The sequence below is a fragment of the Neobacillus sp. SuZ13 genome, assembly GCF_030123365.1.
In the GTDB taxonomy this organism is placed as follows: Bacteria; Bacillota; Bacilli; order Bacillales; family Cytobacillaceae; genus Neobacillus.
Window position 1 is genome coordinate 4,240,827 of record NZ_CP126107.1, and the last position, 12,707, is coordinate 4,253,533.

Here is a 12,707-nt window from a genome sequence, read left to right on the forward strand (position 1 = left end):
GCTATTGATGTTCTTTTCTAAGTTTATCAATTTTGGACATAATTAATTCAGTAACTTCTTCTGCTGACGCCTTCTCTTTTCTCATTTCCTCTAAATCAATAGGTTCTCCATAAACAACCTTTAATTTTCGGAAACTTTGGTAAGGACCGATGATGGCGCATGGGACAACCGATGCTGAGGACCTTAACGCAAAAAAGCCTGCTCCAGCAAGTCCCTTACCTAGTTCGCCGGTCTTACTTCTTGTGCCCTCTGGAAAGAGACCGAAAACATGACCATCCTTTAGAATTTTCAAGCCTGTTCTAAGTGCTTCTCGATCACTGAATCCCCTTTTTACTGGAAAGGCATTACATTTTCTAACGATATTTCCCAAAACAGGTACTGAAAAAATCTCTTCTTTTGCCATGTAATGAACAGGACGCGGGGCCATTATTCCGACTATAATGGGATCAAAATTATGAATGTGATTCGCACAAAGAAGGACACCACCTTCTTTGGGGAAATGTTCTAATCCGATAGCTTCAACTCTGTAAAGTGGTTTAAATATTCCAGTAACCACTGATTTGGCAAAGTCATAAAACGTCACGCCTATCCAATCCTTTCGTGCACCAACACCATTATTTTTTCTACAACATCTTGAATTGATAAAGAGGTTGTATCGATTTCCACAGCATCATCCGCTTTTTTCAATGGTGCCACTTCTCTCTCCGAATCGATCTTATCTCTTCGAGCAATTTCTTCTTTTAATTTTTCTACGTCAGACGGGAAGCCTTTTTGGATATTTTCCGTATGGCGCCTTTCTGCTCTTTCCTCAACACTAGCAAGTAAAAATACCTTTACCTCGGCATTAGGCAAGACATGGGTACCAATGTCCCTCCCATCCATCACAACGCCGCCTTCCGTGGCAAAAGCTTGCTGTCTTCTGACCATTTCTTCACGGACCTTTTGGTGTTTAGCTACATACGAGGTGGAATTGGTAACCTCAGCAAAACGAATTTCATTTGTAACATTTCGCTCATCTACGTAAACTAACTGACCTTTATCAGATGGCTGTAATCTAATGTCTGTTGATAATAATGTTTCCAATAATGCATCTTCATCTTCTAAATTCAGTTGATTTACGATTGCTTTATATGTTAAAGCTCGGTACATTGCACCCGTATCGATATAAATATAGGAAAGTTTTTCTGCCACTATTTTTGCAACCGTACTTTTACCGGCTGCAGCAGGGCCGTCTATTGCAATTGATATTTTCTTGTCCATAAATCCTCCTATTTGTCATCATGAGTTTCTTAGATGTTGTCTATTATTTATTTTACCACAAGATATTGGATTGCCTCTTTTTTTACCATGATAAAATATGAAATTTTTAACTATTTTTTTAGTTAAAATTGGTCAATCAAAAGAAAGCAGGCTGGCCTGCTTTCTCATTTTCCCTGAAAGGTTTCAAGAATTTCAGTATATGTATTTTCATTTACTCCTTCATATTTTGTCAATTGTTTTATTTGGGGAAGTATATTTAGCTGATGAAAAAAAAGTTGAGTTAGAAATAAAAAAATAAATTGAACGATGACAATTTTTATTAAGATTCTTTCTACCTTTTTCATGAAATTCCACTCCACTGATTAATATACTTATTATTGGAGTTTTTTGAAAAAAATATAAGGAAAAGCAAATGCTTTTCCTTATAACACATCTTCATAAACGGCCTCAGCATTTTTTAACTTTTCAACTTTTTCCTCAACACCACTTTTAGCATTAATATAAATTCGATACGTATCATCATCAATTGTTCCTAAAAATTCATAACAAAGAACTTCTTTGTTAAGGTTATTTATAATCATCGCCTGACGATCTTCCATAACCTTAAAATTTGGGTTTACCTTTGCTCGTGCTTGTTTCACAGAAATAGTTGGTTTTTCTATTTTCCTTGTCTGAAAAGACTTTAAATATTCTTCTGCTGATAGACCAATTATATCACCGTTATCCAGTGCGACCTTTACTTTAATTGATTCAGGATAAATTCTAACTCCGTTAGTGGTTGAAACGAAATTGAATACTCCAATATTGTCATATTGTGTGCTTTCAAAGATTTCTAAACCTTTAAAGCCCGTTTCTTTTAAGAAAGCTGTCGCCTTATTATCAGCATCATTTAAACTAAGAACTTGTTTTTTTACATCACGTTGATTAATAAACCAGATTGGATGGCCGGCTTTTTTCGTAATATCCATACTTCCTTCCTCACCGGTTTTCTTATCTTTAATAGAAACGCTATAAAAACCATAGTCGGAACCTTTCCCATTCTCTGTTACCTTTACCTCTGAATTTCCGTCAATCTTGATGTATTTCTTAGCGATTTGGATAGCCTCTTGCTTAGAAATAGTCTTTCCTTCTATTTTGTTAAAATTTTCATCCTTTTGTTGCAGGTTTGCAAAAGTAGGACCCATATTTGATTCAGTGTAGCCGCTTACTGTCTTTTCTACAGCTTTAAAGCCATCAATAATTGTATTATCTGTTGTTTCTTTTCCAGATGCTAAAGCCAGTTCAACATCCATCCATCGAAGATTATTTTTTAAAACCATATGCTGTACTTTTCTGAGATCATTTTGAATATCACCAGATTGCTTATATAACACCTTTAATGTGTTGTATTCATCCTTTGACAGTGGTTCCTTGTCTAAATCTCTGACAGCAGTACGGTAACTAAAGTTCCCAATTTTAGATAAGAATTCCTCAGTCTTGTTAAACGGAAGCAAGGTTAGCGGCAATTGTCCAACATCACTATGTGCCTCCGAGGTAAGCCTCCATACTTCAATTAAGGAAGGAGACAATGATTGTCTTGAGTTCATTGCTAGGGTTGTACCAATTTTATCGTGTAATAAATCTACTTGATAGGTAAGGTCATGAAATGCCCGTTGATACGTGTTTTCCGCATTTAATAGAACGGCATTTTTCTCCTGATGTTCTTGATAGCCCCAGTATGCTGTTCCCGCAACACCGACAGCGAGAACTCCAATTAATATTCCTCTTATCAATTTAATTCACCTCTCTACTTGCAAAAAATATGTTTCCCGATTCGTTTGATTTGTGGTCGTCCCCAGATCCACCCGCTGGTAGCGGTATCCGGGTTAAAATAATAAAGCGCATCCCCAGTTGGGTCCCAACCATTAATCGCATCCAAAACCGCCTTCTTTGCATTTTCATTTGGGGTAAGCCATATTTGTCCATCGGCTACGGCTGTGAATGCACCAGGCTCAAAAATCACTCCTGAAACTGTATTTGGGAATGTGGCACTATTTACCCGATTGAGAATAACAGCAGCCACAGCAACTTGGCCTGTATAAGGCTCTCCCCGGGATTCTCCATAAACGGCATTAGCCATTAACTGAATATCATTTTGTGAAAAACCATTTGGTGTGTTCGCTGCCGTCGGTTTTTTAGGTGCTGTTTTCTGGGGTGCTGTGTTTTTTTGTGGCACCGTTTGTTTTGGAGCTTGCTTTGCTGGTGCCTGTTTCACTGGCGCTTGGTTAGCTGGCGGCTGATTTTCTGGTGCTTGGTTAGCTGGCGCCTGTTTCGCAGGACTTGGTGCAACCTGTTTACTTTGATCAACCCCACCGTAATGTGTAAACTTTTTGCCAGTATTAATATGTTTTTTTACAAACTGTTCATTGTATTTACTTGCTTTGGCTAGTTTTAATTTTGTTGGCCACCCTGCAAGCCCATCTACCGGCAAGCCAAATTCATATTGAAAATTTCTTAATGCCCAATATGTGCTCCAGCCAAAAACCCCATCAATCTTACCGTTATAAAAGCCCAAATACTGGAGTCTTGATTGAAGCTCAATGACATCATCTCCAACCGCCCCCTTTTGAATTACCTGATTAGAGAAAGCACGCACCTCCTTGCTTTCAGAAATCGATGATGTCACGATCAGAAGGATTAGTATAAATAACTTAATTAGGATTTTCTTCTTTTTCATGGAATTTTAACCCCCATTGTAAATCTTTTAAGCAGTAAACCTATTTTTTGTTTTAATGGGTTTTTTATTCCAATTATATAAATAAAAAACCCTTCTTTATGACTGAAGGGTTTTTTGGACAGAATATTGTTTTTTCAAATGATTGGCACTTAAGATTTTTGCTTTCTTAACTTTTCTTAGACCAAACCACCAAAGAAAAATCATAAACGGAAAAATAATCATAAGCCAATTTTCTTGTGATATTAAGATAAAATCATAGGCTCCATGGAGAATAAATGGCAAAAACAAGGAAAGAATGACCCACTTCGCTTTACTTCCTTCTGTAAATTTTGCCTTTCCAATGTAAAAGCCCATAATTACACCAAATAAGGCATGACTGGAAACAGGTAACAATGCACGTGTCATGGCATGTTCGATTCCATTCGCTATTAAGTAAAAGATATTTTCGATTGTAGCAAAACCAAGTGAAACAGCTACTCCGTAAACAATACCATCAAAGGGTTCATCAAACTCTACATGCTGATAAATAACGTAAAAGAGGATAAACCATTTAAAGAACTCTTCAAACAGGCCTGAGCTAAAGAATGCATTGAATATTTCAGATTTTACTATATGTTCTGTTTCAAGGACATGCTGGATAAACATAATTGGAAACACAAGCAATGCTCCGTACATAAACGTCCTTAAAACGAAAGAAATTGGCTCTGGTTCATATTCATCTTTTAAATAAAAGTAACTTAGTAATGCCAGTCCGGGGGCAAGTCCGGCTGATAATATTCCCAGCATGATGAACCTCTTTTCAAATCCATTTTCTTAATCGTAACATGGTTTCTCTATAAAGAAAATGAAAGATTCATTCCAATTACTAATAGGTTATTCCATTTGGTTAGTTAAGCTTAAAATCTAATCTCATTCAAATTACTTGCAAGCGCAACTGCCAATTTAATTCTAGCTTTTTTAGAGTCATTATCACTTCCAAGAATTACGCCTTTATTAAATAGGTCAAAGGCACTTCCTTCATAATCATAGGTTGTATAAACTGAACCTTCTTCTGCGCTTGTGGTTATAACTAGTTTCATTCCTTGAGCAATAGCTTTTTCAATTTCTGTCATCATTTTAGGAGCAACTTGACCACGCCCCACTCCCTCTAAAATAATTCCAGCAATCCCCGCCTCCCGCGCTGCCTTGATAAATTTCCCATCCGCTCCAATATAGCATTTAATGATTTCAACTTGAGGGATGGAAGTTTTAATCTCAAAATACTCTCTTTTAATTGGTTTTTGGAAAACATGAACTTGATCATTATCTATAATGCCTAGATATCCAAACCCAAATGAGTTAAATCCTTGGATATTAGATGCATGTTCTTTTTTCACATAACGTGCAGCAAATATTCGTTCATTAAAAACAACCACTGTTCCGGCATTCCTTAAATCTTCAGCACAAGCACAATAAATGGCATGACGTAAATTAATATATACATCGCTTCCTACATCCTCCAGTGAGCGCTGTGAACCTGTCACGACCACAGTCCTGGAGTCATTAATTGTTAAATCAAGGAAATAGGAAGTTTCTTCCATCGTATCTGTTCCATGAGTGACAACAACACCTGAAACATCGTCATCCTTAAAATAGCCTTCTATTTTATCCTTCAATAATAATAGATCATCGAAGGTAATATGAATACTGGCTTTCTGAAAAACAGATTCAACAACCACTTCGATGTCGTTTGGCAAATTACACATACTTGCCAATTCCTCACCCGTTATCGCTCCTGAGGCTAATTTTCCTGAATCTTTATTTGTCTTGCTTGCAATAGTCCCGCCTGTCGTTAATAAAACTACCTTTTTCATTATTTAGCCACCTTTTTTGCATCTTTTTCTATAATTGAACGAGAGATTGCCTCTCCATGGAACCTGCCATTTTCAATAAATATTTCATTTGCGTTATTTCCGGCTGCAATAACACCTGCAATATATATTCCCTCAATGTTTGTCTCCATCGAATCCGGACTAAAGAATGGCCTTCCTGATTCTTCGTCTATTTTTACACCCATATTTTTTAAGAATTGATGGTCTGGATGGTATCCGGTCATGGCAAATACAAAATCATTGCTTATAGTTTTATCTTCTGCGTCTTTTGTATAAATAACTTGATTCTCTGTTATTTCCTTAACGAGGGCGTTAAACTCCATTAGGATTGTTCCTGTTCGAACTAGCGACTCAAACTCAGGGAGAATCCAAGGCTTAATACTTGGTGAATATTTATTACCACGATATAAAACGGTCACTCTCGCACCTGCTTTAACAAGTTCAAGGGCCGCGTCAACACTTGAATTTTTTCCGCCGATCACACAAACATCCTTATCGAAATATGGATGGGCCTCTTTAAAATAGTGGAATACCTTGGATAAATTTTCACCCGGAACATTCATATAGTTTGGATGATCATAATAACCAGTTGCAATGATTACATGGCGTGCATTATACGTATTTTTATCAGTAAAGATTTGAAATATCTCATCCTTTTTAAGAACTTTATTCACTTGTTCGAAAGAATTAATACGGAGCTGTTTTCGTTTAGCGACTTCTCGATAATAGACAAGAGCTTGATTTCTTTTTGGTTTATAGCTCTCAGTAATAAATGGGACTTCCCCAATTTCTAACTTTTCTGCCGTGCTAAAAAATGTTTGATGAGTAGGATAGTGATAAATGGAATTTACCACATTCCCCTTTTCAATGATTAATGGTTTTTTTCCTTTATCCTGAAGGGCGATGGCTGCTGCTAATCCACAGGGTCCGCCACCAACAATTATAATATCTTCTATTTGCATCATCGGTACACTCCTTAATACAATCACATGGATGACAAAAAAAACTCCTATCGTCTATGATAGGAGTTTTTATTCTATGTTTCAATGGTTTAGTATAATATTTAGCCTGGGGCCGTTATTAAATCCAGCCTCTAAAGCGGCTCGCTTCTGCCATTTTTCTAACCCCAACCATATATGCAGAAAGACGCATATCTACTCGACGGGTTTGAGCAGTATCGTAAATATTATTAAAAGATTTTACCATTACTTTTTCAAGCTTTTCTTCCACTTCTTCTTCCGACCAATAGTAACCTTGGTTATTTTGAACCCACTCAAAATAAGAAACGGTTACACCGCCCGCTGAAGCTAAAACATCTGGTACAAGGAGAATTCCACGCTCTGTTAAAATTTCCGTTGCTTCGAGTGTTGTTGGACCATTTGCAGCTTCAACAACGATGCTCGCACGAATATTATGAGCATTTTCTTCAGTAATTTGATTTTCTATCGCAGCAGGTACGAGAATATCGCACTCAAGTTCCAGCAATTCCTTATTAGTTATCGTGTTATTAAATAACTTTGTAACTGTTCCGAAGCTGTCTCGTCTATCTAATAAATAATCAATATCTAAGCCATCGGGATCATGCAGGGCACCGTAGGCATCGGAAATCCCAATTACTTTTGCTCCTGCATCATGCATAAATTTAGCTAAAAAGCTTCCGGCATTACCAAAACCTTGGATCACTACACGTGCGCCCTCAATTTCGATACCTTTCTTCTTGGCAGCCTCTTGGATACAGATTGTCACACCTTTTGCAGTTGCAGACTCACGCCCATGAGACCCACCTAGAACAAGCGGTTTCCCTGTAATAAAGCCTGGTGAGTTGAATTCATCTATCCGACTATATTCATCCATCATCCATGCCATGATTTGCGAATTAGTAAATACGTCTGGAGCTGGAATATCTTTAGTTGGTCCTACAATTTGACTAATTGCTCTTACGTAACCTCGGCTTAATCTCTCTAGCTCTCTAAAGGACATATCTCGAGGGTCGCAAACAATCCCGCCTTTACCACCACCATAAGGCAGGTCAACGATTCCACATTTCAAGCTCATCCAAATTGAAAGGGCTTTCACTTCCGTTTCTGTCACACCCGGATGGAAACGAATCCCACCCTTTGTTGGTCCCACTGCATCATTATGTTGTGCACGGTATCCAGTAAAAATTTTTATGGAACCATCATCCATTCTAATTGGAATTTTAACGGTCATTAAACGTAATGGCTCTTTTAAGAGCTCGTAAACCTCTTCAGGATAACCTAACTTTTCAAGGGCCTTATGTATAACTGTTTGTGTCGATTTCAACACATCATGCTTTTCCTCTTGATTAGTCTTTTCATTTTCTTTTTCGGCTACCATTTGTAATCCTCCCTAAAAAAATGCTACGAATGTTGTCATCTTTCAGACACAAGTATACACCTTTCATTCATTTATGCAAGAAGAAAAGTATAAATAAAATCAAATATGTAAACGCTGCCATTAGCATTTTTAAAGGGGTTACAAATGTAATGGCTAAATATTATTGTTCAATATCTTTTTTCCATTTAAGGGCGGTGGGCGCCCTTTTTTATCTATCCTTTTACTTAAAATAATGAAGAATGGTTTCCACCGCTTGTTGTTCGATTATTCGTTTACCGTACTCAGCCAGCACATATGGACTAAGAATAGATGCATTTCCAAATTCGGATAAAACACAGGCTGCTTTTATATTTTTTTCCGATTCTAAATTATCCATTAATAAATAGTAGCGGTTGTTCCAAGCATAGAGACTTCCGCCGAAAATATTGACAGTAGACAGTCTTTTGGCTAGACCAATAATATCTTCAAATTCATCAAATTCATATAACAGGTCCTCATATCCTTCAACCCTAACTTGCATTTCAATAAAACCATCATACAAAATTTCTTCATCTTCTATTACTTCATCAACGGTAATAATCAATATCATCCCTTGAGCCTGGAGGGAAAACACCTCTACCGCAACAGAACCTTGAATATCAACATCAAATTCCTCACTTGCCTCTTCCAGCATATCATGGAAAAGCTGATTCCATTTAATGGAGTCCTTCCAAATATCTTCTTTGGAGAGTCCTCTGTCAAATAAATCATCAGAGGTTAGAAAAATCTTTATTTTATTGGCTGTTAATCGTTCTAAGCGCATGATTTTGCCCCCTGCCGTGACATAACTCTTGTTTTCAGTGTATGCCTCAGGGTTCTGTTGGTGAATTGTCTAAATTTATCTCTCCTCTCCAGATTTGCCATTCAGTGTAATCAGGTGACATTCAGCCGGTGCACCTAACCGAAGTGGAATGGCAGTTGTACCATAACCATTACTAATTAAAAGGATCGTACTATCCAGCTTTTTAATTTTCCCTCGCTCATGAGGGCTGTACCCCAAAATATGGATTTGTCCTCCGTGTGTATGCCCGCTTAACACCAAGCGTATTTTATGTTCTGGAAGTATCTTATTTGTAATATTAGGATAATGACTTGCTAATATCTTAAAACCACTTTCTTCCGCATCTAATAAGGCCAAATCAAGGCGATCTCGTTCTTGGCTTAAATCATCCACACCTAGTAAACAAAATTTTTCTCCTTCAGCAGATTCAAAGGTAACAGCTGTATTAGCTAATACTTTTATTCCCAATTCTAGGAGAATGGCATCCAATTTATGATAATCCACTTCATAATCATTGTTCCCCCAAACAAAATAAACTGGACCAATTTGTTTTAATTTCATTAAATTTGCCTTTACTTTTTCAAAAGAGACTCCTTTTTCAGTTAAGTCACCACCGATTACAACAATATCCGCTTTTCCAATTACAGGATTTACCACTTTATCAGAAATCGTTCGCCTATGTATATCCGAAATAAAAAAAATCGAAACACTGCCAAGTGATTTAGGAAAGTCAGGAAAGCTAAATTCATGTTCTATGATATTATTTAAAAAAGCTTCTCGTATCATGTATAAAAGCAGGCATCCACCAATGATGAACAAGAAAACTAATGTAATAACCATTTCTCTTTTCCCCATTTCTTAACTAACGTTCAATTGAAATAATACCATAAAAAAGACTTAAACTAAAAAAGACAATCGTTTGGACCAAACCTAAATAAAAGAGAAGGCAAAAAACAATTAGAAGATAGAGATACTCAATGAGAAGGTCAACACCAATTACTTTTCGTTTTTGCCAAGCTATTTTTGTTCCTACGATAAGTTCTGATAGGACTCTTCCAGTTAAGAGAAATCCGATAAAAAAAACCAATGTTGCTGCAAAAAATTTCAAGGGATTTACGACAAGGCTTATAAAGAAATCAGCTAAAACAAAAGGATGTGGAATTGAAATCCATTTGATTAGTATATATCCACATAAAAAAATCACAAAATACTTAACTACTTTTATGAACATAAAAAACCCCTCCCATACAATGTATGAGAGGGATTTAAAAATCTTACCTACAGCTATTAATCATCTTCTTGGATGCTCAGTATTCTGAAGCCATGGTCTTCCAGCCTCTTGGTGAATTTATCGATATTGTCTTTCTTCTCTATCTTCATTACAATTCTCCGGACAAGTTTATCTGTTTCATCAAAGGTTACCAGAGAGATAATATGCTCGTGGAATTGATGTGCGATTTCAGACAGACGTGCAATTCGTCCTTCGGTTTCAACTGATGTAAAGGCAATCCGCACACCTGGACGATTTACCCCAAATGCACTTTCGAAAGAACTAATTACATCAGAGCGCGTAACTACTCCCAGGAAGTTTTTGTTGACATCGACAACCGCTAATAAAGGAAAATCCTTTAAATCAAGTAGTGTTTTCTCAAATAATTCTCCACCTTCTAGAAACTTATCTTGATGCGAAGCAATATCTTTTACATAAGTTGTGGTTAAATACTCATTCTTTTGTTTATCAGACTGAAAATAGCTCTCATAAATGTTGAATCTTGTCGCCACTCCAACGTATTTTTCTCCATTTAATATCGGTAGCCCATCAATCTGATATTTTTCCAAACTTTCTAAAGCTTCTTTAAGCGTAGTGTTTTCTTGGGAAGTAATACATTCATGCTTTGGAATCATAATATTTTTTACGAACAAATCCCATCACCTCGAAATAAAATCATGCTTTATTTAGTATACTTCTATAAGACTTGGATAAAACCCTTTTGCATTTAAGATTATGTCATAGAAAAAGGAATATTTCATATTATTAAATGATGTTGAATAAAGGGAGGGCTAAAATGAATACACATTTCAAAACCTTTCATCCATATGCGAGTCCTTTTGACCCTTGCAAACCGATTCTTGAAAAGTCCTATTCCACCCCGCCTAATTTATATATGGGTTTTCAGCCGCCGAATCTTCCACAATTTACACCACTAGAAGCACTTAGAGCTGGTACGCTCTGGAAAGCATTTTATGATCCATGGTTTAGTCCACTGGAGCCTGGCAAAGGAGGATTACCTCAATGAAACAAGTTCCTGCTGAATACTACCAATTAATGGAACAACTACAAGCTGTTGACTTTGTCTTAGTTGAACTCACCCTCTATTTGGATACTCATAATGATGATCTTGAAGCCATCAATCAATTCAATCATTACGCAAAAGAAAGAAAACGCCTTAAAAAAGCATTTGAAAGCCAATTTGGACCTCTTTTGCAATTTGGTAATAGTTACTCAAGTTATCCATGGAATTGGGACGATACCCCTTGGCCATGGCAAGTATAGAAGCACCCGTATTATTTTAGAGGAGGGATTGGTGTAAATGTGGATTTACGAAAAGAAATTACAATATCCTGTTCGCGTAAGTACATGTAATCCGCGATTGGCTAAATATTTAATTGAGCAATATGGGGGTGCAGATGGGGAATTGTCTGCAGCACTACGATATTTAAACCAAAGATATTCCATTCCTGACAAAGTAATCGGACTTCTGACTGATATAGGAACAGAGGAATTTGCTCACCTCGAAATGATTGCGACGATGATTTATAAGTTAACGAAAGATGCTACTCCAGAACAAATAAAAGCAGCAGGGATTGAGGATCACTATGTAAATCATGATAAAGGTTTATTTTACCATAATGCCTCTGGAGTTCCTTGGACTGCTGCATACATTGCAACTAAAGGTGATCCAATTGCCGATCTTTATGAAGACATTGCAGCAGAAGAAAAAGCGAGAGCAACCTATCAATGGATTATTAATATGAGTGATGATACAGATTTAAATGATGGTCTACGGTTCTTAAGAGAACGAGAGATTATTCATTCACAGCGCTTCCGTGAAGCAGTAGAAATTTTAAAAGACGAACAGGGCAAAAAGAAAATATTTTAATATAAAATAAGAAGCAGTCTTTTCCTGCTTCTTATTTCTTTTCATGATATAGATTTATGTCATATTTGGATTTCATCATTTCAAAGACGATATGGCGGTTTTTCCATTCTTCTTCCTTCTTCCAGTAATCTTTACTGCGGTCTACAATTTCACAGCGTAATTCATGGTATTCTTTTTCTGCTTTGTCTTTTTTCTCTTTCAACAAGTTCATCGTTCCATACATGCCTACACAAAAGACTAACAGTGTTAAATTATTCGAATCATTGACAAAGGCAGAAAACATCGCTGCAAAGGAATAGGAATAGTTGCTAGCAACTGTTAGATATAAATAGACAAAAAAACCCGCAGCCAAAATAATCGTTGCCCAGATTGAAAGGATATGCCGCTTTTTAAACCGATCAAACTTTTCTTTCCTTTTCCTTACATTTTCAAGCGCTTGCTTTGTTGCCTGATCCGTATTTTCAAGTAATTGGATTGGAGAATCCATGTTATCACCCTCCATTTCTATAAATATACATATG

General features: G+C 36.7%; 17 protein-coding genes. 3 read left to right on the forward strand and 14 right to left on the reverse strand.

Annotation, left to right across the window (positions count from 1 at the left end; translation table 11 throughout):
- Position 1: 1 nt before the first annotated feature.
- The 13 genes from QNH17_RS20880 to QNH17_RS20940 form a co-directional block, all read right to left on the reverse strand.
- Positions 2 to 583, reverse strand: coding sequence for a lysophospholipid acyltransferase family protein (locus tag QNH17_RS20880; protein WP_283874875.1), 582 nt, complete (start codon positions 581 to 583; stop codon positions 2 to 4).
- 2 nt (positions 584 to 585) lie between these two features.
- The gene (gene cmk / locus QNH17_RS20885) at positions 586 to 1,260 is read right to left on the reverse strand and encodes a (d)CMP kinase (RefSeq protein WP_283874877.1); all 675 of its coding nucleotides are present in this window, start codon (positions 1,258 to 1,260) and stop codon (positions 586 to 588) included.
- A gap of 164 nt (positions 1,261 to 1,424) precedes the next feature.
- Positions 1,425 to 1,604 (reverse strand): YpfB family protein, encoded by a 180-nt coding sequence (locus QNH17_RS20890; protein ID WP_283874879.1) that lies wholly within the window; start codon positions 1,602 to 1,604, stop codon positions 1,425 to 1,427.
- A 78-nt stretch (positions 1,605 to 1,682) separates the two neighbouring features.
- Positions 1,683 to 3,032, reverse strand: a complete 1,350-nt coding sequence (ypeB, locus tag QNH17_RS20895; RefSeq protein ID WP_283874882.1) for a germination protein YpeB — start codon at positions 3,030 to 3,032, stop codon at positions 1,683 to 1,685.
- Between the two features lie 14 nt (positions 3,033 to 3,046).
- Positions 3,047 to 3,976, reverse strand: a complete 930-nt coding sequence (gene sleB / locus QNH17_RS20900; protein ID WP_283874883.1) for a spore cortex-lytic enzyme — start codon at positions 3,974 to 3,976, stop codon at positions 3,047 to 3,049.
- Positions 3,977 to 4,072: 96 nt separating this feature from the next.
- On the reverse strand, positions 4,073 to 4,762 hold the full coding sequence (gene prsW / locus QNH17_RS20905; protein WP_283874885.1) for a glutamic-type intramembrane protease PrsW: 690 nt from the start codon (positions 4,760 to 4,762) through the stop codon (positions 4,073 to 4,075).
- A 110-nt stretch (positions 4,763 to 4,872) separates the two neighbouring features.
- Positions 4,873 to 5,829 (reverse strand): asparaginase, encoded by a 957-nt coding sequence (locus QNH17_RS20910; RefSeq protein ID WP_283874887.1) that lies wholly within the window; start codon positions 5,827 to 5,829, stop codon positions 4,873 to 4,875.
- Positions 5,829 to 6,809 carry a YpdA family putative bacillithiol disulfide reductase gene (locus QNH17_RS20915; protein ID WP_283879563.1) on the reverse strand — a complete coding sequence of 327 codons (981 nt, stop codon included), beginning with the start codon at positions 6,807 to 6,809 and terminating at the stop codon, positions 5,829 to 5,831. Before QNH17_RS20915 ends, QNH17_RS20910 begins: the two co-directional genes overlap by 1 nt.
- A 118-nt stretch (positions 6,810 to 6,927) precedes the next feature.
- Positions 6,928 to 8,205 (reverse strand): Glu/Leu/Phe/Val family dehydrogenase, encoded by a 1,278-nt coding sequence (locus QNH17_RS20920; RefSeq protein ID WP_144547506.1) that lies wholly within the window; start codon positions 8,203 to 8,205, stop codon positions 6,928 to 6,930.
- Positions 8,206 to 8,425: 220 nt separating this feature from the next.
- Positions 8,426 to 9,007 carry a genetic competence negative regulator gene (locus QNH17_RS20925; RefSeq protein WP_283874888.1) on the reverse strand — a complete coding sequence of 194 codons (582 nt, stop codon included), beginning with the start codon at positions 9,005 to 9,007 and terminating at the stop codon, positions 8,426 to 8,428.
- 75 nt (positions 9,008 to 9,082) lie between these two features.
- Positions 9,083 to 9,865, reverse strand: a complete 783-nt coding sequence (locus QNH17_RS20930; protein ID WP_283874889.1) for a metallophosphoesterase — start codon at positions 9,863 to 9,865, stop codon at positions 9,083 to 9,085.
- Between the two features lie 22 nt (positions 9,866 to 9,887).
- Positions 9,888 to 10,256, reverse strand: a complete 369-nt coding sequence (locus tag QNH17_RS20935) for a hypothetical protein (protein ID WP_283874890.1) — start codon at positions 10,254 to 10,256, stop codon at positions 9,888 to 9,890.
- 56 nt (positions 10,257 to 10,312) lie between these two features.
- Complete coding sequence (locus QNH17_RS20940; RefSeq protein ID WP_283874891.1) at positions 10,313 to 10,948, reverse strand: CBS domain-containing protein; 636 nt, start codon at positions 10,946 to 10,948, stop codon at positions 10,313 to 10,315.
- Positions 10,949 to 11,091: 143 nt separating this feature from the next.
- Here QNH17_RS20940 and QNH17_RS20945 point away from each other — a divergent pair, with 143 nt between their 5' ends.
- The 3 genes from QNH17_RS20945 to QNH17_RS20955 are packed head-to-tail and all read left to right on the forward strand — an operon-like array spanning position 11,092 to position 12,186.
- Positions 11,092 to 11,322 (forward strand): spore coat associated protein CotJA, encoded by a 231-nt coding sequence (locus QNH17_RS20945; RefSeq protein ID WP_283874892.1) that lies wholly within the window; start codon positions 11,092 to 11,094, stop codon positions 11,320 to 11,322.
- Entirely contained in the window at positions 11,319 to 11,579 is a 261-nt protein-coding gene (locus QNH17_RS20950) for a spore coat protein CotJB (RefSeq protein ID WP_098574829.1), read from the forward strand. Before QNH17_RS20945 ends, QNH17_RS20950 begins: the two co-directional genes overlap by 4 nt.
- Positions 11,580 to 11,616: 37 nt before the next feature.
- Positions 11,617 to 12,186 (forward strand): manganese catalase family protein, encoded by a 570-nt coding sequence (locus QNH17_RS20955; protein ID WP_283874893.1) that lies wholly within the window; start codon positions 11,617 to 11,619, stop codon positions 12,184 to 12,186.
- Between the two features lie 31 nt (positions 12,187 to 12,217).
- On the opposite strand, the gene QNH17_RS20960 is transcribed toward QNH17_RS20955, so the two are convergent.
- Positions 12,218 to 12,673 carry a YpbF family protein gene (locus QNH17_RS20960; protein ID WP_283874895.1) on the reverse strand — a complete coding sequence of 152 codons (456 nt, stop codon included), beginning with the start codon at positions 12,671 to 12,673 and terminating at the stop codon, positions 12,218 to 12,220.
- Between the last annotated feature and the right edge of the window lie 34 nt (positions 12,674 to 12,707).